This is a genomic window from Sediminicola sp. 1XM1-17 (assembly GCF_037203765.1).
Classification (GTDB): Bacteria; Bacteroidota; Bacteroidia; order Flavobacteriales; family Flavobacteriaceae; genus Sediminicola.
Genome location: NZ_JBBCAS010000005.1, coordinates 97,296 through 118,061 on the forward strand (window position 1 = coordinate 97,296; position 20,766 = coordinate 118,061).

The 20,766-nt window shown below is 42.1% G+C and carries 20 protein-coding genes; 8 read left to right on the plus strand and 12 right to left on the minus strand.

Features of this window, described 5'->3' with window-relative positions; all coding sequences use genetic code 11:
* The first annotated feature begins 68 nt into the window (after positions 1-68).
* The gene (locus tag WAA86_RS08900; RefSeq protein WP_337300653.1) at positions 69-827 is read left to right on the plus strand and encodes an exodeoxyribonuclease III; all 759 of its coding nucleotides are present in this window, start codon (positions 69-71) and stop codon (positions 825-827) included.
* Between the two features lie 26 nt (positions 828-853).
* Here the strand turns inward: WAA86_RS08900 and WAA86_RS08905 are convergent, their stop codons facing one another.
* Entirely contained in the window at positions 854-1,366 is a 513-nt protein-coding gene (locus WAA86_RS08905) for a hypothetical protein (protein WP_337300654.1), read from the minus strand.
* A 179-nt stretch (positions 1,367-1,545) separates the two neighbouring features.
* Here WAA86_RS08905 and WAA86_RS08910 point away from each other — a divergent pair, with 179 nt between their 5' ends.
* Positions 1,546-1,875, plus strand: a complete 330-nt coding sequence (locus tag WAA86_RS08910; RefSeq protein WP_337300655.1) for a YtxH domain-containing protein — start codon at positions 1,546-1,548, stop codon at positions 1,873-1,875.
* A gap of 353 nt (positions 1,876-2,228) precedes the next feature.
* Positions 2,229-2,453 carry a DUF6327 family protein gene (locus tag WAA86_RS08915; RefSeq protein WP_337300656.1) on the plus strand — a complete coding sequence of 75 codons (225 nt, stop codon included), beginning with the start codon at positions 2,229-2,231 and terminating at the stop codon, positions 2,451-2,453.
* Positions 2,454-2,463: 10 nt separating this feature from the next.
* Here WAA86_RS08915 and WAA86_RS08920 read toward each other — a convergent pair whose 3' ends face one another.
* From WAA86_RS08920 to WAA86_RS08935, 4 genes are all read right to left on the minus strand, one after another.
* Positions 2,464-3,534 carry a response regulator gene (locus WAA86_RS08920; RefSeq protein ID WP_337300657.1) on the minus strand — a complete coding sequence of 357 codons (1,071 nt, stop codon included), beginning with the start codon at positions 3,532-3,534 and terminating at the stop codon, positions 2,464-2,466.
* Positions 3,506-6,013 (minus strand): PAS domain-containing protein, encoded by a 2,508-nt coding sequence (locus tag WAA86_RS08925; protein WP_337300658.1) that lies wholly within the window; start codon positions 6,011-6,013, stop codon positions 3,506-3,508. The genes WAA86_RS08920 and WAA86_RS08925 overlap by 29 nt, the downstream gene beginning before the upstream one ends.
* Before the next feature lie 250 nt (positions 6,014-6,263).
* Positions 6,264-8,924: a cation-translocating P-type ATPase gene (locus WAA86_RS08930; RefSeq protein ID WP_337300659.1), complete on the minus strand. Its 2,661-nt coding sequence runs from the start codon at positions 8,922-8,924 to the stop codon at positions 6,264-6,266.
* Between the two features lie 185 nt (positions 8,925-9,109).
* Positions 9,110-9,580: an Hsp20/alpha crystallin family protein gene (locus WAA86_RS08935; RefSeq protein WP_337300660.1), complete on the minus strand. Its 471-nt coding sequence runs from the start codon at positions 9,578-9,580 to the stop codon at positions 9,110-9,112.
* Positions 9,581-9,782: 202 nt separating this feature from the next.
* Here WAA86_RS08935 and WAA86_RS08940 point away from each other — a divergent pair, with 202 nt between their 5' ends.
* The 5 genes from WAA86_RS08940 to WAA86_RS08960 all read left to right on the plus strand — a co-directional run bounded on the left by WAA86_RS08940 (position 9,783) and on the right by WAA86_RS08960 (position 15,131).
* Positions 9,783-10,172, plus strand: a complete 390-nt coding sequence (locus tag WAA86_RS08940; protein ID WP_337300661.1) for a DUF302 domain-containing protein — start codon at positions 9,783-9,785, stop codon at positions 10,170-10,172.
* Between the two features lie 99 nt (positions 10,173-10,271).
* The gene (locus tag WAA86_RS08945; RefSeq protein ID WP_337300662.1) at positions 10,272-10,883 is read left to right on the plus strand and encodes a flavin reductase; all 612 of its coding nucleotides are present in this window, start codon (positions 10,272-10,274) and stop codon (positions 10,881-10,883) included.
* Positions 10,880-12,040 carry a M20 family metallopeptidase gene (locus tag WAA86_RS08950; RefSeq protein ID WP_337300663.1) on the plus strand — a complete coding sequence of 387 codons (1,161 nt, stop codon included), beginning with the start codon at positions 10,880-10,882 and terminating at the stop codon, positions 12,038-12,040. Before WAA86_RS08945 ends, WAA86_RS08950 begins: the two co-directional genes overlap by 4 nt.
* A gap of 10 nt (positions 12,041-12,050) precedes the next feature.
* Positions 12,051-13,403 carry an HPF/RaiA family ribosome-associated protein gene (locus WAA86_RS08955; RefSeq protein WP_337300664.1) on the plus strand — a complete coding sequence of 451 codons (1,353 nt, stop codon included), beginning with the start codon at positions 12,051-12,053 and terminating at the stop codon, positions 13,401-13,403.
* Positions 13,404-13,406: 3 nt separating this feature from the next.
* Positions 13,407-15,131 carry an adenosylcobalamin-dependent ribonucleoside-diphosphate reductase gene (locus tag WAA86_RS08960; protein WP_337300665.1) on the plus strand — a complete coding sequence of 575 codons (1,725 nt, stop codon included), beginning with the start codon at positions 13,407-13,409 and terminating at the stop codon, positions 15,129-15,131.
* A gap of 10 nt (positions 15,132-15,141) precedes the next feature.
* Here WAA86_RS08960 and WAA86_RS08965 read toward each other — a convergent pair whose 3' ends face one another.
* The 7 genes from WAA86_RS08965 to WAA86_RS08995 form a co-directional block, all read right to left on the minus strand.
* The gene (locus WAA86_RS08965) at positions 15,142-15,813 is read right to left on the minus strand and encodes an FMN-binding protein (RefSeq protein WP_337300666.1); all 672 of its coding nucleotides are present in this window, start codon (positions 15,811-15,813) and stop codon (positions 15,142-15,144) included.
* A complete protein-coding gene (locus tag WAA86_RS08970) occupies positions 15,810-16,322 on the minus strand; it encodes a hypothetical protein (protein ID WP_337300667.1) in 513 nt (170 codons plus the stop codon). Before WAA86_RS08970 ends, WAA86_RS08965 begins: the two co-directional genes overlap by 4 nt.
* Positions 16,319-17,080: an SDR family NAD(P)-dependent oxidoreductase gene (locus tag WAA86_RS08975; RefSeq protein WP_337300668.1), complete on the minus strand. Its 762-nt coding sequence runs from the start codon at positions 17,078-17,080 to the stop codon at positions 16,319-16,321. Before WAA86_RS08975 ends, WAA86_RS08970 begins: the two co-directional genes overlap by 4 nt.
* Before the next feature lie 172 nt (positions 17,081-17,252).
* Positions 17,253-17,705, minus strand: a complete 453-nt coding sequence (locus WAA86_RS08980; RefSeq protein WP_337300669.1) for a DUF2267 domain-containing protein — start codon at positions 17,703-17,705, stop codon at positions 17,253-17,255.
* Between the two features lie 234 nt (positions 17,706-17,939).
* Complete coding sequence (locus tag WAA86_RS08985; RefSeq protein WP_337300670.1) at positions 17,940-18,668, minus strand: hypothetical protein; 729 nt, start codon at positions 18,666-18,668, stop codon at positions 17,940-17,942.
* Between the two features lie 414 nt (positions 18,669-19,082).
* On the minus strand, positions 19,083-20,093 hold the full coding sequence (locus WAA86_RS08990) for a 2-hydroxyacid dehydrogenase (RefSeq protein ID WP_337300671.1): 1,011 nt from the start codon (positions 20,091-20,093) through the stop codon (positions 19,083-19,085).
* Positions 20,074-20,730: a hypothetical protein gene (locus WAA86_RS08995; protein WP_337300672.1), complete on the minus strand. Its 657-nt coding sequence runs from the start codon at positions 20,728-20,730 to the stop codon at positions 20,074-20,076. The genes WAA86_RS08990 and WAA86_RS08995 overlap by 20 nt, the downstream gene beginning before the upstream one ends.
* Positions 20,731-20,766 lie beyond the last annotated feature (36 nt).

A 20,766-nucleotide genomic window follows, 5' to 3' on the forward strand; every position in this document is an offset into this window, starting at 1 on the left:
TTTCAGTTTCTAGGATCTTGAATTTCTATGGCAAAAGGTTATCTTTAGGCATCACAAAAAAAGGCACTATGAAGCTCATTTCTTGGAACGTAAATGGTATTAGGGCCATTGCCAAAAAGGATTTTTTTGAATCTTTGAACACTCTTGACCCTGATATCCTATGCCTTCAAGAGACCAAGGCCCAGGACCTGGAAGTAGAAAAAACCTTGGCCAATTGCAGCAACTACTATCTGTATACCAATTCCGCCTCCCAAAAGGGATATTCCGGCACGGCTATCTTGAGCAGGGAAAAACCAATGGGCGTTACCAAAGATATGGGCATTGAAGAACACGATAATGAAGGTCGGGTCCTCTGTGCAGAATATGCCAATTACTATGTGGTAAATGTGTATGTACCCAATTCCGGACAGCAATTGGAGCGACTGGAGTACCGTAAAAAGTGGGATGCCGACTTTTTAAATTATATCAAAGCCATGGAAAAACATAAACCAGTGATCGTTTGTGGCGATTTTAATGTGGCCCACAGACCCATTGATCTAAAAAATGACAAGTCGAACTACAATAAAACAGCTGGCTATACCCAAGTAGAAATAGATGGGATGGATAATTTTATCAATTCTGGATTGGTAGATACCTTTCGGAAAATGCACCCCACGGAAATAAAGTATTCCTATTGGAGTTATAGGTTCAAATCTAGGGAACGCGATGTGGGCTGGCGAATAGACTATATATTGGTCAGTGAATCCTTATCGGGGATGGTAAACCAAGCCTCCATACTACAAAATTACTATGGGTCGGACCATTGTCCCATAGCACTCATCATGTAAATGCAAGAAGGCATTACAATTGCTTTTCAACCGGTTTTATGGAGTTGGTCCAATTTTATCGCCCATTGTGGTATTTCACTTTCATAATCTCTTAATATGATCAAATAAGAACCTTTGTTCAATTTGTCAAGAAAATCCAGTGTGACCTCGGGAAGGATGCCAAAACCGCGAAGTATTCCATACACCCCCCTAGAAAGCGATGCCAATTTTTTACCGCTCACTTTGTATAAAAACATGGGAACCAAGGGACCTACGATATACACATACCCTATTTCGGGATGTGAAAAAAAACCGAGATCCACTTCCTTATTCAATTTGGAATGCCAATACCCTCTTAATTCCCTTCGCTTTTTTACCAGTACTTTTTTGTTTTCAAACTCTTCCCCGTTCATTTTGCCCAGAATAGAAAATTCAGTAGAAGGCGACGAGCTGTCCATAATGATGCCTATTGCCAATTCTACTTGGTTTAAGTTGTCCAAAGCGCTGACATAAAATTTTTTTTCCTTTTTTTTAAAAACCGATTTCATGACTTTTTCCATATTGAACGGGTCTATTTCTCAAAAAGCGCCCATCTAAATTTAGACCAGAAGACCTAGGATTGAAATGATTTGCATCAGCCGAATGTTAAATTTTGTTTCCCTGATATATATCATTCCGTTTATGCTGTTTACCACCTAGATTTAAAGTGATCATAATATTAATCCTAAAAATCAAAATCATGTCCAACTCAAATGAAAATATCTTATGGGCCCTATTGACAGGGGCAGCCATCGGCGCAGGAATCGGAATTTTGTACGCCCCCGAAAAGGGCTCTGAAACCAGGCATAAAATAAAGCAAAAAGCCATGGATACCACCCATGACCTTTCTGAAAGAATTAAACATGCCAAGGAGGAACTTACTAAAACGGCAGATGCCAAAAAAGTAGCTTTTGAAGAAAAATTGGAAGACGTTATTTCCAATATGAGCTATAAAGCAGACGAAATTATAATCGGCCTGGAACGCAAACTGGAGGAACTGAAAAAAAAGAATGCCCAATTCCAGAAATAGGGCATAATGGCAGTTGAGGAAGTAAGGCATCATCTAAAAGAAGTAGATGGGAACATCATATCCTATATAGACCATAGTGAGGAACACTTTAAATTAAAGATGTTCTAGATTTCCATGGCCATGGTGACCACTTTGGTAAAAACGATGGCCATCGGATTAGTGGCATTTTTAGCGTTTTTGTTTGTAGCCATAGCCGTATCCTATTGCATAGGCGATGCCTAGAAAAATAGCGTTATGGGCTTCCTATGGATTGGTTTGTCTTATGTGCTCCTTGCCTTGGATTTTTATATTGTTGGAGATACGCTTAATGGTCCCCTACTTAGAAAATATTCAGAAATTTATTGCGACGACCCATGAAAACCGTTTATAGTTCCTTCACTGAAATAGACAAGCGCCTTAGAATTTTGAACCTACAACGGGAGATAGACAGGGAAGCGTTGAACCTTCAATTAAAGCAGGCCAAGACGAGCCTCTATCCTCCCAAAACCGTAAAGGCTATGTTAGAGTTGCTTCCGGTATTCCTATTGCCGTATATCAAAAAAAGGTGGTTCTCCAAAAAGAAAAAGCTCCATGAATAACAATGGTGGATCAGCTGAATTCAGCCACATGTTGTAGTCCTTCTTTGTTCAAAATGATGATTCTTCGCCCTTGATCTGTAGTAATCAATCCTTCATCCTTAAAATCTGACAGGGTACGTATTGCCGTTTCCGTGGCCGTTCCTATCATCCCTGCAAAATCTTCCCTGGCAATTCCCACTCCGCTATTGGCCCTATCCTTAATGATCCCTTTTTCATATAGCTCCAATAAGGCTTTGGCCGCTCGTTGCCTCACCGAGGCAAAGGCCATACTTACCAATTGCTGCTGTACATTGATTAAATTATTGGAGATCATCGCAATGAATTTTTGAGAGACCTCATTGTTGCCATAGAGCAACTTTGTAAAATCTTCCTTGGGAATACCGTAGATTTCCGCATCTTCCAAAACCATGGCCGTTTCCACGTAGGTTCCCGAGTTGTTCAGTAAGGACAACTGCCCCACAAAATTTCCGGAACTATAGACACCAGTGACAAATTCCTTCCCCAATTCGGTGCTCTTAAATGTCTTTACCGTACCACTTTGTATAAAATAAAGGGTATGTGCGGGGTTGCCCTCCATATAGAGCAATTCTTTCTTGGCAAATTCCTGCGGTTTATGGGTTTCGGTAAGACTTTCCAGATCGGCATATTCTTGTGCCTCTTTAATAAATGTATGGACCCCTTCAATATTTCTGGCAATTTCCTTTTTCAAGAAATCATTCTTTCTTAGCCGGCATTCTATGGCCTCAAAAAGATCTTTCTCTTCAAATGGCTTGGTCAGATAATCATCGGCACCCAAGTTCATTCCGGTCCTAACATCAGATCTTTCTGACTTTGCCGTCAAAAAAACAAAGGGAATACCGGCCGTGCTGCTATCTTCATTGATTCTTTTCAATACTTCATAGCCATCTATCCCTGGCATCATAATGTCACAGATGATCAGGTCGGGAATTACGGTTTTGGCCTTTCCAATTCCAATAGTTCCATTTTCTGCCGTGACCACCTTATAGCGCTCCAATTTTAAAATGTCGGCTATATTCTCCCTGACATCCAAATTATCCTCTATGATCAGTATTGTTTTCATTTTCATTCAAATTTGTTGGTAATTCCACAGTAAAAATGGTCTCTTTTCCCAATTCACTTTTAAAACTTACATTCCCTCCCATTAGTTCTACATATTGCCTAACAATATGAAGCCCCAATCCAGTTCCCTGAATATTTACGACATTTTCTGCCCGAAAGAAACGATCAAATAAAAACTCCTGCTCTTTAATTGGGATCCCTATTCCAAAATCGGTAATCTTTAGCAACACTGAGGGACCATTTTTTTCCAAACTCAGTAATATTTCCTGATGATCTTCGGAGTACTTGATAGCGTTGGAGAGTAGATTGATCAGCACATGGCTCAGTAATTTGGGGTCCACAAATACCAGAATCCCCTCTTCCTTACTACTGAATAAAATGGACTGGCCCTTTTTTTTATTCGTTTCCATTTCCTCTATCAATGTTTTTACAAACTGCACCAAATCGAAAAGTTGGGGATGTACCAATACCTTGCCCTCCTCCAGTTTATCTAGGGACAGAAAGTCATTAAGAATGACCACCAAACTTTTTACATTGGACTTGATACGTTCCACGTATTTTTCAATCTTATCCTCATTCCCGGGATTATTTTGTTTGTCTATCAATATTGCCGAGGAAAGGATGGCACTCAAAGGCGTCCTAAATTCATGGGATGCCATGGAAACAAAGCGGGATTTGAGATCATTGAGTTCCTGTTCTTTTTTAAGGGCAAAACGTATCTCACGTTCCACTCTTTTTTGCTGCGTGATATTATTATATACAAATAGGGCCAACACATGGCCTTGATTGGCATCGTATAAGGGTCTGGAATTTACAGCGTAGATTTTCTTTTCAAATCCCATTTCAAATGAAAACCTTTTCCCTTGTAAGGTGGCCCGAATATCCTGTTTAATTTTGGATATCTGGTGGTCAGAAAAAAAAGGAATTTCATCAATAGACCTGCCCTCTACCTCTTCTTTCACCAAATTAATATGTTTTAGCTCTTCCCCCTCCACGTAGACAATCTCATAATTGCTATTGAAGACCACAATAGCCCCCTTGGGAAGGTTTTGGGCAATAGCCGAAAGCATGGCCCTACTTTGTTTGGCTTTATCTTCGGCCTCCTTGGTTTCCTTGATCTGATCTTCCAGGGATAAATTTACCTCCACCAATTTTTGAATGGTCGCAGTAACCTCTTTGGTGCGTTCCACCACCCGTGCCTCCAGGTCCTTGGCCTGCTCCATGAGTTTCTTTTTACTCTGCTGGAGTTCCCTAAAATTTTGATGGTGGTCCAAAGCCAACCTGACCAACTTGACCATGGAATCCAAGTTCTCCTTTTCAATAGGTTCCAATTCCATTTTCTGGGTCGTAAATAGCAGAAGGTTTCCCAAAAGCTTGTTCTGGGAAGATATAATCGGTAATGACCAATACCCTTTTATGCCGTGATCCTTGGCCCACGTACGAAATTTTAAATTGACCTTGGCGTGGGCCATATCCTCGGCAAGATCAAGAGCGGTTTCCTTGATTTTTTTATCATTGGAATCCCTAAAAGTCCCAGATATTAGGTTTGCCATGGTTTCCAGAATCCCCTTTGGAATACTAGAATTGGGCAATTGATACCAGCGTTCGTGTTCCTTGTCCAAAAACCTCATCAAAGGAATGGTATGCGCTATGTTTTCTTCAATAACACCCAGTATTTCCTGTCCAATCTTCTCTATAGGATGTTCTTTTGTAATCAGTTCCAGAATATCCCGGATCCGGTCCTTGTTTAGCTCTTCACGTTTGGCCAAGGTAACATCGTTTTGGACTCCAATGAAATAACATAACTCTTGGGACTCGTTATATACCGGGGTAATGTTCAACTCGTTCCAAAACAAGGTGCCGTCCTTCTTGTAATTGCGGAGGACAACCCGGCAAGGTTCGCCATTTTTAAGGGCAGATCTGATGAACTTGATCTCCTTTTGGTCTTTATCGGTTGCCTGTAAAAACCGGCAATTTTTCCCTAAAATTTCATTTTTGGAATACCCGGTCATCTTGACCAGTCCTGAATTGCAATATATAATGGGCAGGTCCGGGCTTTTGGCATCTGAAATTACAATTCCATTGCTGGCCGCTTCCAACGCCATGTTCCTCATTTCCAAAGATTTTCGATTGACCTTGTTAAGGGAGATATCCCTTAATAAAAATATACATCTATCCTTCTTGTAATGGATCAATTTAATTTCAATATCCAAAAATCCATTATTGGTTTGTAGGCGTTGCTTTTTTGGCCTGGGATCCTTATTTTCCAATAATCCCGATAATATTTTTTGACTATTTGGGGATAATAATGTTCCAAGATACTGTTGCTCCATCTTTTTTCCATTAATTCCCAGCATATTGAATGCTGCTTTATTTCCTTTGAGGAACCTCCCCGCTTTGTCCGTTACCAAGATTCCCTCCGAGGTAGAATCAAAGATGCTCTGTAGTAATTCGGTCTCAAAAAGTTGGTTCTCTATCATAAGATTTAAATACTAACAAACCTTCCAAAAGGTCTTGAATGGTGGGGTATCCCAATGCAAATCGACGTAAAGAGAGGGTCCAAGACCTTTGAACAGATCTGACGAAGCCCAACATTGGAAATTCTAGTTTCATCCTTTCAAAAATAGGTCCTAAGGGTGTACATTAAAATGACAAATATCATCAAAAGGAGTTCCTGGAGGATAATGCATCAACATGCAATTCTGGACATTGCTTCTCAAGTCCAACCTTCTACAGATCTACCTTTTTAATGACAAAAAGGGCACGTTTGAATAGCTGTGCCAAGACCAAGGTGGAAAAAGCAAAAACGATAATTATTTTATATTGAAGCCAGGATAAAGGGACTATGGACAATGCATTGGCTACTGGTTTATAAGCGATGGCAGCATAGGCCAAAAACAGACATATGACCAAAGCAAGCCAAACCCAGTAATTTTTGGTCACCTCATTCCTTAAAAAAGACTCCCCGGCCTTGGGAATGTTAAAAATATTTAGCAATTGGGCCAATATTAAGGTGTAGAAAGCCATGTTGTTCGTTGTTTGGGGGGTTACTTCCAGAATAAAATACCCATAGGCCGTAATACCCAAAACTCCAGTACTTATAGCCAGACCATAAAGTAGTGTGGCATACCAGTGATTCGGAGTCATTAAAGGTTCAAAGGATTTTCTCGGCAACAAGGACATGATTCCTTTGTCACCTTTTCCCAACCCTAAGGCCAGTGCCGGAAAAATATCGGTGATTAGGTTGAGGAACAAAATCTGAAGCGGTAATAATGGTGATGGCAATAACCACAGGGCCGCCAAGCCTATGGAAAGAACTTCCGCAAAATTACTGGACAGCAAATAGACCACAAATTGACGGATATTCCGATAGATAACCCTTCCCTGATGTATGGCAGTCTCAATGGCCGTAAATTTATCATTCTTTAGTATCATATCAGCCGCCTCCCGTGCAGCTTCTGTTCCCCTGAGTCCCATGGCAATTCCAATTTCGGCTTTTCTAAGGGCTGGGACATCATTGATACCATCACCGATCATACCTACTATATTGCCGTGTTTCTGAAAGAATTTGACCAGGTTGAGCTTCTGTTCCGGCACGACCCTGGCAAAGACATTGGTATGTAATATTTGTGATGCCTTTTTGGAGTCTATATTCATTAAGTCTCCCAGGTCGCTGGCTGACATCGCCCCATTCATGGTGTCACTTTTGTCCAATATTCCAATATCCCCAGCAATTTTTTTTGCGGTCTCCAAGTGATCCCCTGTGATCATAACCACCCTTATCCCCGCCCTTTTGTATATGGCAATCGTTTCTTTTACGTCGGCACGTGCAGGATCTATGAATCCCACAATCCCCAAAAAGGTAAGTTGCTCCAGCATCTGAGCAGCGTTTGGGCGGGTGGACCATTCGCTATAGGCAAAAGCAAGTGTTCGCAGTCCCTTGGAAGCCATTTGATCAACAAGTTTCACCCAGATATCCCTATCTTCCAAAACAATTTTTTGCGTTCCTTTCAGCTCCGTAGTGCATCGGTCTATAATAGTCTCAAAAGCCCCTTTGGCATGGGTAACGTACTTATGAGATCCCTTATTTAGTGTAGCCATCATTTTACGTTCCGTAGAAAAAGGAATTTGGTCTACTTCTACGAATCCTTTCCTAATTGCCATGGGCTCGTATCCGCAATTCCTTGTCATGGAAAGCAAGGCAACATCCACTGTATCTGCAGGGCCATTGGTATCCTGTAATGGAGCGTCGTTACACAAGATACTGCACACCATGATTTCATTGAATGCCATTTCTTGGGAAAGCCCATAAAACTCCACCTCATTTTTATGAACCACTTCCAAAACCTTCTCTTTGTTCCATTGTATGCTATGCACCTGCAACCGATCTTCGGTTAGCGTTCCAGTCTTGTCCGTACAAATAATATTGGTGGCTCCCAAGGCTTCAACAGCTTCCAAATTTTTGATAATTACCTGCTTCTTGGACAAACGTACCATCCCCCGGGCCAATGCAATGGTCGCTACTATGGGCAGCCCCTCCGGGATGGTAGCCACGGCGAGTGCAATTCCCGTCTGTAACATCAAAAAAAGATCCTGTCCTTTTATATATCCCGTAAGAATAATCAGTATGGTCAATATGAAGGTTAAGGCTATAAGTCTCTTGCTTAATTGGTTCAGCTTTTTCTCTAGAGGTGTCTGTTCCTGTTTAGCCTGCAATCCCAAATTTTGGATTTTACCCAATTGGGTCTTTATTCCCGTGGCGGTCACAACGGCCTTTCCTGTACCACCACTTACCATGGTTCCTTTGAATACCATATTATGTTGCTCCGTTATGGGCAATTTGTTTGGCAGGACCTTGGTATGCTTTTCAAGGGAGATACTTTCGCCAGTCAACGATGATTCCTTTACCAAAAGACTATCCTGTTCTATGAGTCGTGCATCTGCAACAATTAAATCCCCTGGATATAATAGTAAAATATCTCCCGGTACCACCATAGTGGCCTTTATTTTTACCCTGGTTCCAGAGCGGATAAGCAAAACCTGGGTCTGACTTATTTTTCGCAAAGAATCCAATGATCTTAGCGCCTGCTGTTCCATAACAAAACCTATAGAAACGGTGATGAGAATCACAACAACAATGGCAGTTGCCTCTGCCCAGTCCCGATAGGCCATTGCCAGTATTGTGGCGCCCAATAAAATATAAATGATGGGATCTACGAACTGACTTAAAAAAATCTGCCATTTATTTTTCACTCCTTTTTCAGGAATAATATTGGCCTTATAAATTGCAAGTCTCTTTTGGGCCTCCCTATCGGTCAAACCAAGATTTACATGGGTACTCAAATGCCGAACCAGTTCTTTTATGGTGAGACTATAGGGCTGGTCTGTCATAGGCTTTTCATTGGCACTGTTTAAAGTGGGTTTTCATGGGTATACTCAAAGGAAGCATTAAATAATTGCAATGCCCCTTGGTAAAACACCGTTATAGAAGGAAGCTAGCTCTATAACGAATTGACCAAGGGGCAGTTTTTAAGAATAAACTATAGTAAAATACGCAAGTGTTTTCTTTTAAAAGTCTATGCAATTTGGATTGTTTTTGGCGGCTTTTTCTTGGCCTCTTCTTTTTTAGCAAGGTTAAAGCTTAGGATTCCGTCCTTGTATTGCGCCTTAATTGCTTCTTCCTTTACGCTATCAGGTAGTTGCAATGATCTTTCGAAAGAGTTATAACTAAATTCCCTGCGGGTATAATCCTTTTCCTTTTCTTCCTTGGATATCTCTTTTTCGGCCGCAATGTTCAAACAGCCATCATCTATGGTTACTTCGAAATCCTTTTTTGAAAAACCTGGAGCGGCAAGTTCAATTTCGAAATGATCCTCGGTTTCCTTAATATTCAGGGCAGGCTCACCTCGCTTACCATTCCAAAAGTCCAAGTCAAATACATTTCTGCCCATTAGGCGGTTATCAAAAAAATTATCCATATCAAAAAAGTCCGAAGACATAAGGCTATTGAATGGCCTTCTTCTGTTTTTAAATTTTACAAGTGTCATACTATTTATTTTTTAGGATTAATATTTTATTCTACCCAAAATTACCCCCATGGAACGGGAAATGAAATGACCTAGGTCACTAGTTTTTTTTATTTCTGGTGGAGTACGAGGGTGCATACGCATTAACACCGTTACCGGGAACTGACAAGCATCATTGGAAGTGCTTTTAGATAAAGCTACTTTTAGCGTAAAACATAAATCCATGGATTACTACTTTACTAAAACCCTACATCATGTTGATTTTGACACCGTATTACAACGAACCAGAGAAGCGTTGAAAAATGAAGGTTTCGGGGTGCTCACCAAAATTGATATGAAAGCCACCCTCAAACAAAAATTGGATGTTGACTTTCATAACTATAAAATTTTAGGCGCCTGTAACCCACCGTTTGCCCATAAAGCATTGTTAGCGGAGGATAAAATCGGGACCATGTTGCCCTGTAACATAATCATACAGGAGAAAGTGAATGGCATTGTAGAAGTGGCCGCTGTAGATCCCAATGCCTCCATGATGGCCGTAGGCAACAAAGATTTAGCGGCAATTGCCTCCGAAGTCACACAAAAGCTAAAAAATGTCATTGCAGGTATTTGACCGGCCACACCTCCCCTTAAAGCTTGGTATACTGACCGTTGTCATCTTTCCCGCCATTCATGTTTCGTAAATTGAAAATGCCATCTTTTAATTACATACATGAAAAAAATAATGACAGATCACTATATTTCCTTGGACACGGATACGCCTATCTGGAACCAATTCTTTACCGTGGCCCCTTTGGTCGTCATCGGTTCCAAAGAGGGTTCCAAGTACGACCTAGCTCCAAAACACATGACCACCCCAATTGGATCTTCCAATTTTTTTGGTTTCGTATGCACCCCAAAACATGCAACCTATCACAATGTAAAGGAGACAGGGCAATTTACGGTGAGTTTTCCGTTGCCCGAGCAGATTGTTCTTTCATCGTTGAGTGCTACCCCCAGATGTGGGGAAAGCAGTTCCGAAAAACACATTATCCCATCCCTGCCCACGGTAAAGGCCACGGCTGTGGATGCCCTGTTCTTGGAACATTCTTATCTATATCTGGAATGTGAACTGTTCAAGGTAATCGATGGATTTGATGATTACAGCATTATCACAGGAAAGACCATTGCTGCCTTTGTGCGTCATGATTACCACCGCAATACGGAGAAGGAAGATCAGGAAATGATAAACCAACATCCCCTATTGGCCTATATCGCCCATGGACGCTTCGCTTCCATTGCCGAGACCTACAATTTTCCATTTCCAAAAGGTTTTAAAATATGAGGACAAATACAGATATAGCAACAGAAATTAAAGTGTATTTGGACACCCAAAAGGAAGAAATGATCCATTTCCTAAAAGAATTGGTATCCCTAGAAACTCCTTCCAGAGAGAAGGATACCCAAAAAAGAATATTTGAAGTACTCTCAGATAAATTGACAAGTTTGGGCTACCATACTATCTATGTTCCCGGAAAACATACGGGCGGTTATCTTTTTGCAAGGCCCAAAAACAGGAACAAAAAACTACCATTGCAACTTATGGTCGGTCACTGTGATACGGTATGGCCGCTGGAAACAATTAAACAAATGCCCTTACTGGAAGAGGATGGCAAAATAAAGGGTCCGGGGGTCTATGATATGAAATCGGGATTGACCCAAATGATCTTTGCACTCAAGATTATCAATGACTTGGCACTTTCCCATGAAGTGGCACCAATAATCCTCATCAATTCAGACGAGGAAATAGGAAGTAGGGAATCTACTACGGTTATCAAAAGATTGGCTAAAATTTCCAAACGGGCCTTTGTCTTGGAACCACCTTTGGGATTGGACGGAAAGCTAAAAACGGCACGGAAGGGATTGGGCCGCTTTACCATTAAAGCCAAGGGCAAGGCAGCACACGCGGGGTTAGACCCTACCAAGGGCATTAACGCCATCGTGGAATTATCGCACCAGATACAAAAGTTATATGCCATGAACGATTTTGATCGTGGCATTACGGTCAATGTTGGTATGATTGAAGGTGGTGTTTCCCCCAACATGGTGGCACCGGAAAGTACTGCGGTAATTGATGTGCGGGTGTACAAGGAATCCGATGGCGCCTACATCACAAAAAAAATCCAAGGCTTAAAACCTCATCTAAAAGACATTGAACTACAAATAACCGGTGGCATTGGAAGACCACCGATGGAAAAGAACCATCGCAACCAACAGCTCTGGGAATTGGCAAAACGTCAAGGTGAAATTTTGGGAATACCCTTGGAGGATGCCACGGCAGGTGGCGGCTCTGACGGAAACACGACCAGTCAGTTTACGGCCACCTTGGACGGACTGGGCACACCGGGTGACGGAGCTCATGCCCCCCATGAATACATCATGGAAAACCAGTTGTGGGAACGAACGGCATTATTGACACTTTTATTGATTACTGACTCTTAAAATCTTTGTTATGAACCATCACTATATTTATACATCACTGACACGAATTTCAGATTTGGCGGAAAAGGATTTCGACCTTAACAAGCTGCCGAGAGAACAATGGCAGACCGGGGATTACGTGGTCTGCAAAATCATTGATCCCGGCAGTAGCGAATTAAAATTGGAATTGGCCAATGGGAGAATGCGGGGCGTTATCGGCGGGGAGTTTCTCGTAGGTGCCTTGGGCGAACGTTTTGCCACCCTGGAAGCCACAGGCACTTGGAGGGAAGTTGGGGACGACTTAAAGATGACGGTTTTGACCGGTGCAGGTCTCTTGGGAAGACTAACTTCCAAATCGGTCTTTATGCCCAATTTAATGGAAATCGTTTATGTGGGCCATACCTTTCGCTATGGTGAAAAACTTACCATGAACAGTTATGTACGGCCAGAACCTTATGTACCATTTAATACCCCCGTCATCCTATTTGTGGGTACTTCCATGTCTGCCGGCAAAACTACCTCCGCAAGAATAGTCACCAATTTGTTCAAGCTGGGAGGTCATACGGTGGTAGGCGCCAAACTTACCGGGGCCGGTCGCTTTAAGGATATATTGGCCATAAAAGATGTTGGTGCCGATGAAGTCATGGATTTTGTTGATGTGGGCCTGCCTTCCTCCATTTGCCCACGGGAAGAATTCCAAGAGAAACTGGCCCAACTCCTCAGTAAATTGGAAAAAGTAAAGGCCGATGTCGCCATTATTGAAATAGGGGCATCCCCCCTGGAACCCTATAATGGGGATATTGCCATTAATGCCATACGGGATCAGGTAAAATGTATTATTCTAAGCGCATCCGATCCCTATGCCGTTCACGGACTCATGAAAGTTTTTGATATCGTCCCGGATATCGTTACGGGAGTGGCCACAAATACCTTAGCTGGCTGTAAGATGGTGGAGAAGCTATGTAAGGTGAAAGCTTTAAACTTGATAGATGCAGCTACCACCCCCGCTTTGAAAAATATGCTATCATCTGCTACCGGTCTTTCTTTGGATAACAAATTATTGGAAAATGAATTTGAAAAATTTCATTCCCATATAGATTTTGTCCATACCGATAGGGACGAGAATCTGGAGAAGATCATATTGGATAAGTTAGACCATTTATACACCAAATACAGTGGATTGATCAAGGCCCATGTAATTATTGAAGAGGCAAAGGATTCTTCCGCCAAGGGAAAAATCTGTAAAATAGAACTCAGTGCCCCTGGTCCCAGAATATTTGCATCGTCCAATGAAATTAATTTTGAAGCTTCTGTGGCCGAGACCATCCGAGACCTAGACCGACAATTGGTTCGCCGTAAAGAAAAAATGAACCTTCACCATTGATCCATGCTTTCTGAAATAAGCACAAATGCCATGCAACTGCTACTGGAACGTTACCTACTAAAAAACGATCAGGGCAAGGCCGTGGAATCCCTGGACCAATTATTCCAAAGGGTTGCCAAATGTGTGGCCAGTGTGGAAACCAAGGACAGGGAACTATGGGAAAAACGTTTTTTCGACCAAATGTCCAAGCTGGAGTTCCTACCAAACTCCCCTACCCTTATGAATGCCGGACTCCCCAAAGGACAGTTGAGTGCCTGTTTTGTGCTCCCCGTGGAAGATAGCTTGGAAGACATCTTTACCACACTGAAAAATGCCGCCCTGATCCACCAAAGTGGTGGCGGTACGGGCTATAACTTTTCCAAGCTCCGACCTAAAAATGATACGGTCTCTTCCTTGGGCGGAACATCTTCGGGCCCAATTGCCTTTATGAACGTCTTTGATGCTGCAACAGAACACGTAAAACAGGGGGGAAAACGCAGGGGCGCCAATATGGGGATCCTCAATGTGGACCATCCGGACATCGCAGAATTCGTAACGACAAAATTGGATAGTATCAGTCTTCAAAACTTCAATCTTTCTGTAGGGATTACGGATGATTTCATGTCTGCCATGGCCAATAACCGAAGCTGGAAACTGATCAATCCAAGGAACGGCAAGATAGTGAAGACCATAGATCCCAAGATCCTGTGGGCCTCTTTGGTCCGTGCTGCCTGGAACACTGGTGACCCCGGACTGATTTTTCTGGATACCATCAATGCACACAACCCGCTTCCTGATCAAGGCCTTATGGTGAGTACCAACCCCTGTGGGGAGGTTCCCCTATTGGATCATGAAAGTTGTAACCTGGGGTCCTTGAACCTCTCCAAAATGATAAAGTTGCAGGGCCATGATACAACCATTGATTGGAACAAACTGGAAGATGCCGTACAAGTGGGCATCAGGTTCTTGGACAATGTCATAACCTGCAACCACTATCTGCTGAACGAAATTGAAAGCATCACCCTCAAAAACAGAAAGATAGGCCTTGGAGTCATGGGATGGGCCGAATTACTGCTCCTTCTGGAAATCCCCTATGCCTCACAAGAGGCCGTCCAATTGGGAGAAAAAATGATGCACTTTATAGCTGCCAAGAGTTACGAAACCTCTAATAAAATCGCCAATGAAAAGGGCTGTTTCCCCACATGGGACAAAAGCATTCACTATCCAGATACTCCCCTGCGCAATGCTACCTGCAATAGTATAGCTCCCACAGGAAGTATTTCGATCATCGCCAACACCTCCTATTCCATAGAACCGTTCTACGCCCTGGCCTTCAAGAGGAAAGGAGTTTTGGGGGATAAAACACAACTATCCCTGCATCCGATTGTTGAGGAAAAACTGGGTCACCTGGGCCACTGGAACAAGGAAATAGAAAATGAATTACTGGAAAAAGGCAGTATACAACATATCAACGCTATCCCTAATCATATCAGATCCATTTTTGAGACAAGTATGGAGATTCCATGGGAATACCACCTCCAACACCAAAGGGCATTCCAAAAATATACGGACAATGCAGTATCCAAAACCATCAACTTACCCCATACGGCAACCGAAAAGGATATATCAGAGATCTACAAGACAGCTTGGGAATACAGCTTAAAGGGGATTACCATTTATCGGGATGGAAGTAAAAGCAATCAGGTGTTGCAAAGATGTGGGGCTACGGAAGATCAGAATTGTGTTTAAATTTGGGTACCTACTGTTCAAAATATAATGCATACCCCTGCAATCCCGTATTCAACATGTCCACTACCCCTTTATTGGTCACCGTTGCCCCAGAAATACCATCTATGGGGTACCTTCCTTCCATGATGACCGAACCCTGTTTTTGCAGTCCAAAGGTATTGCCGGAAACTACAAGCTTTTTACCTTCAAATTGTTCTTGGAAGGAGGCCCGCTCTATTTGCGCCCCATAGCCTTCCGTCTCCGCCCTATGTCCAAATCTGATTTTTAAGATTTCATCTGTTTTTTGGTCCACCAGGAGCTTGGCCCAAATGGGTCCTCCAAAACCCTTTCCTTTGACCATGATGATAAACCGGTCTGTTCCTGAAATTTCCATTACCGGTAATTTTTGGTCTTTTTTGGTATTGGGGAACGACTTAAAAAGGGCGACGCCACTTTCCAAATCCAAGGAGGTGCTTTGGCCAGATCTGTCCACAGCTTTAAAGCCCAGGATCTTGCCAACGGCAGCAATTTTGGCAGTATCGATATCTGCAAAATGCAGTAGCTCTCCTACGATAGGATCTACCTTTTGAACCGGATGCGGGGCAGCTTCAACAGTTGCTGCCTTTGGTGGCTCCACTTTGTTATTTTCCTTACAACCCCAAAACAAAGTTGAAACCAGAAAGATGATTGTTATTTTTTTCATGAGGATGTCAGTTTTCGTATTCTGGAGTTTAGGGAGGGGATATTTTCCCTCTTTAATGTTATGATGAGTTGTTGCAACTCTTTTTCCATATCAAGATATTCTAGATTCATATCATGGATGGCCTGCAAGGCATTGACCCGTACAATGCTACTTTCAGCACTATTGGTGGCCCATGAGGTAAGCACCTTATATGCCATGGTTCTTTTGGCGGGCACCAGTTTTAATCTCCCTACCATTTGTGCCAGGTGCCATTTAAATTCCTTGTGCTCTGCCGTTTGTAAAAATTCTAGGATTTCGTCTTCATGTGATTCCAAATATTTGGGATGGTCCCTTGAGATTTTTTCGAGGGCATCGGCAGCACGCATCACCAATAGCCGATCTTCGCGATGCAAAAAATGGAATATGGCATCAAAATCTGTTTGGGTCCTTATAAGGTCCCTTAACTCATCAGCCTTGGCTGCTGAGCGAAGATCTCCACCCTCGAGATATTTGATCGGATCCTTGATCATGCCCCGAGCATTCCGCCATCTACCACATGCATGGCACCTGTAATGTAGGAACTTTCATCTGAGGCCAAGAACAAGGCCAGTTTAGCTATTTCTTGAGAGTCCGCATAGCGCTTTAACGGAATAGTACTCTCAAAGCCTTTGATCACTTCCTCAGGATTGTCTGGAGAGATTTCCTTTTCAATCCGTCGCATCATATTATTGTCCACTGGTCCCGGGTGAATGGAATTTACCCGAATCTTTCTGTCGGCACTTTCCAAGGCAGCTACACGCATAATCCCATTGACCCCATGTTTACTGGCTACATAGGCGCCCAATCCGGCAAAGCCCTTTAATCCGGCTACCGATGAAGTGATCATTACACTCCCCCCATCTTCCATTTTGGGCAATACATGTTGGCAACCCAACCATACCCCCTTGAGGTTGACGGCTATCACTTTATCGAACATATCTTCAGGGTAATCTATCAAAGGTTTTGAACAGCCCTCGATTCCTGCATTGTTAAAGAAAATATCAATTCTACCGAATTCCTTCAAAGTTTGTTGTACATAGTATTGGGTATCCTTGGCCTTGGAAACATCAGCGATACAATGGGAGAGATTTGGATTCTTTAAAGATGATAGTGCTTTGTCCATGCTGTTTTGGTCCACATCAACCAACATGACCTTGGCCCCTTCATCCAAGAATAATTTTGCTGTGGCCAATCCTATGCCGGCAGCTCCACCTGTAATGATGGCCACTTTGTTCTTTAATCTATTCATGATAGGATTTTTAGTTGGAACAAGGTATCCATCCCTAGGCAAATTAGGAATGACTAATGTCAGGGGACCATAAAATAAAAGAGGGAACTAGGAATGTTTTTTAAGAAACAAGGCAAGGCATAACAGGAAGGCGTAAAATAAAATGGCTATAAAAGTGGTCATAATACAAGTTTTAAAAAATAATATGTGAACAAATCATCATTTTCAGATCTTTGGGAAGTCCATCCCGAATATCTTCCATCTCACCCATAGAAACATATTTTCTCAGGTAAGTAAAAGTGGTATCCACATATTGTTGGGCCACTTCGTCACTGTATTCAAAATCATTTACGGCAGAAGGTCCGTCATGGGTCCTCACTAGATCCAAAAATTCGGCCATCTTCTTAACCCTTGGTTTTTTCTGCTTTATATTCCAACCGTTAACATACACTGCCTTTAAAAACATGGGCAATTGCGCTATAAACTGTAACGACTCCTCCACGGGTATCATATCCCGAAGGGCATGCAAGGTTGATGTCAATATTCTCCCTGCTTTGTCCCGATCTTCTCCCAACCCCATTTGCGCAGTATAATCTTTTAAGAAGGTATTTCCCTCCGTTGCATATTGATTGAAATTAAGTGCCATGACCGTTATATTAAAGGTGGACAATAAAGTTGGCAAATAGTTCCCAATTACAAAATGACCTCGATCATGTTGCGTGATTACCTATTTTTTTTGAATGATGGGCAATTCAATCGCAACAGTCTCCAGGGCGACTTAGAGGCTGTAAGGTATGATTAAAAATACATGGCCTTACATTTCCTCCATGAACCATACCATAAAAACGGTATAACGAAAATATTGGAAAAAATATAGAAACTATTCCTTGGGAAGATTCTTATACATGTCGGTGGCCTCAATGTAATTCTCTATGAGCTGTGGATTCATGGAGGGCTCATATGCTGTGGGTTCAATTTGGGTAAAGAACATATCTGTGGAACCCCTTCTTTCAGGCAGGTCCAAAGCTCCCTGAACATACGAACTCCAATCGAAAAGTTGGTATCCCAGACCATGGTCTATGCATATAAGATCATTGTTGAAATTTACCTCATCGGCATAGTCATCATTGAGCATTTTAAAAATATTGCCCAACAACTGTGAGGTGTTTTTTGTGGTGTAGGTTGTAATTTGTCCCAATTCACGGCCCATTACCCCTATTTGCGCATTGTAAGGCAAATTCAAGAACAATATGGGTTTGTTTTTTTCTTCTGCTTCCGTGCTAATGGTAACCACATAGGTTCTATTTTCCTTCTTCTTGAACATACTGAAAAATGTGGGCTTTGAAGAAAAAGGAGTCTTGCTTTTACGAAAGCGGAACTCCACTTTCACATCCATTAATTCCGGATAATAGGACAAGGCAGTGGCTACCTGTTCGGTAATTTCGGTTGGTATGTCTTTATTGGTCAGGTATTGGGCGTACATGGTAGCATCCAAGGTGTGCTCTTTGAATTCCTTTGTGGGCACCTGTGCCTGTAAAAAGACGGTACATGACAAGGTTACAAGGCTCAAGGCCCAAAATTTCCTTGATATATTCATTTTTAGTTTCATGTTATGCTGTTTTAAAGGCATCCATGTCAAAAGGGTGTTGAAGCGGATGACCATTTTCATCCATACCCTATTTCACATTGAAGACACCTTCCCGCACACTTCCTCATGGTATCTCAGCTATTACAATAAAGTCTGTTCACTGGTATCACGAGAATGTTGCTTTTAAAACATAACGCTTCAAAGTAATGATTGGTATAAATTACAGGCCCAAATTTCTTCTAGGAGCCAATTAAGGCTGTCATCCAATAGGCTATTCCTGTGATGTTTAGATGCTCCTATAAGAAAATCCGAGGAACATTTTGGCTGTATTCCCAATAGTATATTCCTCAAAATATATGGGGTGTTGAAGGATGCAAAAAACGCTATATTCCTCGATCAGTAGGTTCCAAAAATCAATTCCCGTCAACTTTGGACTTAGGAAATTAACGTTTCGTAACCAAGTTCGTTTTTGGATTCCATCCCTTTTGCCCAACAATCTATATTGTAAAACGTGATATCCGCAATATTGGCCAAGGCCTCTTTGGTGACAAAAGCCTGATGCGGGGTAAGCAATACATTGTCCAACGCAAGAAGCTGTTTCAAGAGTTCATCCTTTATATCTCCAGTTCTGGAATGATCCTTAAAGAACACTCCTTTTTCTTTTTCATAAACATCGGTGGCATACCCCGCAATTTCCTTTTTCTTCAGGGCATTGACCAATGCCTTTGTATTGACCACGGCACCACGGGCGGTATTGATCAAAAGGGCACTTTTTTTCATGACCTTTAACTGCATGGCATCAATCAAATAGTGGGTTTCGTGTGTTAAGGGCACATGCAGACTAACCACGTCCGATTTTTTTAGTAATTCTTCCAAAGCCACATATTTAACCCCATAATCCTTGATCAAAGCGGTATCGTGAACAAGGTCATTGGCCAAAATGGTGCATCCGAAACCATGCATTATTTTTACCATGATTGCACCTATACCCCCCACACCGATAACCCCTACCGTTTTTTTGTTCAGGTCAAAACCCAAAAGGTCATCTTGTAAAAAGTTATATTGGTGCACCTGTGTATTGGCCAAAACAATCTTTCTGTTTATGGCCAACAAAAGGGCCACGGCATGCTCTGCAATCGCATAGGGCGAATAGTCAGGGGCATTGGCCACTTTAAACCCAAACCGTTTGGCGCATTTGATATGGATATTGTTGTAACCTGCAGATCGCAAACTGATGAACTTGACCCCAAAATCCCTTAACTTCTCCAGAACTGTGAGGGAAGCATCGTCCCCGGAAAATATGGAAATTGCCTCAAATCCGACTGCCTGGTGGGCAGTTTCTGAATCCAGGGCATTGTGGGTGAAGACCACATGATGGCTATTTTTGTTTGCCTTTTCCAAAAAAGGAACTTCAAATTCCTTTGCACTATAAACCAGTAATTTCATTTTTTCCTTCCTTTCTAAATATGATATCTTGTTCTTCCAAAGCCAATACGATCAATTTTATATAATCATCAATGGTTTTATTGATGTCCTGAGGATCTGTAATGTCTATAGTGCCCCGCCAGATCAGCTGGCGTTCCTTGCCCACGCAAATACAGTACAGGGAAGTCTCTGCATGGTAAACCATAAAATCATCATAGTAATCGTCCCTGTAATAAATATCCTGATGCTGCAGGTAGTCGTCCCGAAACCTGCCGTAAATTCCATCTACCTCGGACATTCTCTTGCGAAATGTCTTTTTGTTTTCATAGCCGGTTACTTTGGTAAACAGGATAGCGTCGAAATCGCGCTCTATCAGCAGGTCCTCCACAGCATCTATCTCTTCTTCCGATTTTTCGGAGGAGGTGAATTCCACATCAAAAAGGTCCAGACTTCGCATGGCCTCAATATCCCTTTTGGTAAATTCCTTGGTCAATTTGGTCTCAAAATCCACTCTTGCCTTTTCATTCTGTGTCATTCCCACCACCAGTACCTTGTTGGCATCGAAGATGACTATATCCGGACTTTTCCAATTTTCCACCAATTGAATGGAGGAACAACTGGTCAGCACCAATCCTAAAACTATGATTAACTTTTTCATCTGTATTTTTTTATTGGAAACAAAAGCGGCGGAAGC

What these genes read in the sequence shown, in the direction of transcription:
- WAA86_RS08900 (WP_337300653.1), top strand. Translation starts at nt 69, where the DNA reads ATGAAGCTCATTTCTTGGAACGTAAATGGTATTAGGGCCATTGCCAAA.
- WAA86_RS08905 (WP_337300654.1), bottom strand. Translation starts at nt 1,366, where the DNA reads ATGGAAAAAGTCATGAAATCGGTTTTTAAAAAAAAGGAAAAAAAATTT.
- WAA86_RS08910 (WP_337300655.1), top strand. Translation starts at nt 1,546, where the DNA reads ATGTCCAACTCAAATGAAAATATCTTATGGGCCCTATTGACAGGGGCA.
- WAA86_RS08915 (WP_337300656.1), top strand. Translation starts at nt 2,229, where the DNA reads ATGAAAACCGTTTATAGTTCCTTCACTGAAATAGACAAGCGCCTTAGA.
- WAA86_RS08920 (WP_337300657.1), bottom strand. Translation starts at nt 3,534, where the DNA reads ATGAAAACAATACTGATCATAGAGGATAATTTGGATGTCAGGGAGAAT.
- WAA86_RS08925 (WP_337300658.1), bottom strand. Translation starts at nt 6,013, where the DNA reads ATGATAGAGAACCAACTTTTTGAGACCGAATTACTACAGAGCATCTTT.
- WAA86_RS08930 (WP_337300659.1), bottom strand. Translation starts at nt 8,924, where the DNA reads ATGACAGACCAGCCCTATAGTCTCACCATAAAAGAACTGGTTCGGCAT.
- WAA86_RS08935 (WP_337300660.1), bottom strand. Translation starts at nt 9,580, where the DNA reads ATGACACTTGTAAAATTTAAAAACAGAAGAAGGCCATTCAATAGCCTT.
- WAA86_RS08940 (WP_337300661.1), top strand. Translation starts at nt 9,783, where the DNA reads ATGGATTACTACTTTACTAAAACCCTACATCATGTTGATTTTGACACC.
- WAA86_RS08945 (WP_337300662.1), top strand. Translation starts at nt 10,272, where the DNA reads ATGAAAAAAATAATGACAGATCACTATATTTCCTTGGACACGGATACG.
- WAA86_RS08950 (WP_337300663.1), top strand. Translation starts at nt 10,880, where the DNA reads ATGAGGACAAATACAGATATAGCAACAGAAATTAAAGTGTATTTGGAC.
- WAA86_RS08955 (WP_337300664.1), top strand. Translation starts at nt 12,051, where the DNA reads ATGAACCATCACTATATTTATACATCACTGACACGAATTTCAGATTTG.
- WAA86_RS08960 (WP_337300665.1), top strand. Translation starts at nt 13,407, where the DNA reads ATGCTTTCTGAAATAAGCACAAATGCCATGCAACTGCTACTGGAACGT.
- WAA86_RS08965 (WP_337300666.1), bottom strand. Translation starts at nt 15,813, where the DNA reads ATGAAAAAAATAACAATCATCTTTCTGGTTTCAACTTTGTTTTGGGGT.
- WAA86_RS08970 (WP_337300667.1), bottom strand. Translation starts at nt 16,322, where the DNA reads ATGATCAAGGATCCGATCAAATATCTCGAGGGTGGAGATCTTCGCTCA.
- WAA86_RS08975 (WP_337300668.1), bottom strand. Translation starts at nt 17,080, where the DNA reads ATGAATAGATTAAAGAACAAAGTGGCCATCATTACAGGTGGAGCTGCC.
- WAA86_RS08980 (WP_337300669.1), bottom strand. Translation starts at nt 17,705, where the DNA reads ATGGCACTTAATTTCAATCAATATGCAACGGAGGGAAATACCTTCTTA.
- WAA86_RS08985 (WP_337300670.1), bottom strand. Translation starts at nt 18,668, where the DNA reads ATGAAACTAAAAATGAATATATCAAGGAAATTTTGGGCCTTGAGCCTT.
- WAA86_RS08990 (WP_337300671.1), bottom strand. Translation starts at nt 20,093, where the DNA reads ATGAAATTACTGGTTTATAGTGCAAAGGAATTTGAAGTTCCTTTTTTG.
- WAA86_RS08995 (WP_337300672.1), bottom strand. Translation starts at nt 20,730, where the DNA reads ATGAAAAAGTTAATCATAGTTTTAGGATTGGTGCTGACCAGTTGTTCC.